At 68.9% G+C, this 357-nt stretch carries 1 protein-coding gene; it reads left to right on the plus strand.

The features are described from left to right. Window positions 1-357, plus strand: a 357-nt coding sequence (locus KVP70_RS33450; RefSeq protein ID WP_229225271.1) for a condensation domain-containing protein, incomplete at both ends; no start/stop codon positions are given.

Consider the following 357-nt stretch of genomic DNA (forward strand, 5'->3'; position numbering starts at 1 on the left):
TCATCGCCCAGGCGCGCCTGGGCGTGAGCCGCGCCGAGCATGAGGCTTTCTTCACGCAGATGCTGTCCGATATCGACGAGCCGACGCTGCCATACGGCCTGCTGGACGTGCGCGGCGATGGTTCGCGGATCAGGGAAACAAAGCAGCAGTTGCCGGCCCCGTTGGCGTTGCAGCTGCGTGCGCAGGCGCGCGCGCAGGGCGTCAGTGCCGCCAGCCTGATGCATCTGGCTTGGGCGCAGGTGCTGGCGCGCCTGTCGGGACGCCGCGACGTGGTGTTCGGCACGGTGCTGTTCGGCCGCATGCAGGGCGGCGCCGGTTCCGACCGGGTGTTGGGCATGTTCATCAATACGCTGCCGG

It is taken from the genome of Duganella violaceipulchra (genome assembly GCF_019166075.1).
GTDB lineage: Bacteria > Pseudomonadota > Gammaproteobacteria > Burkholderiales > Burkholderiaceae_D > Rugamonas > Rugamonas violaceipulchra.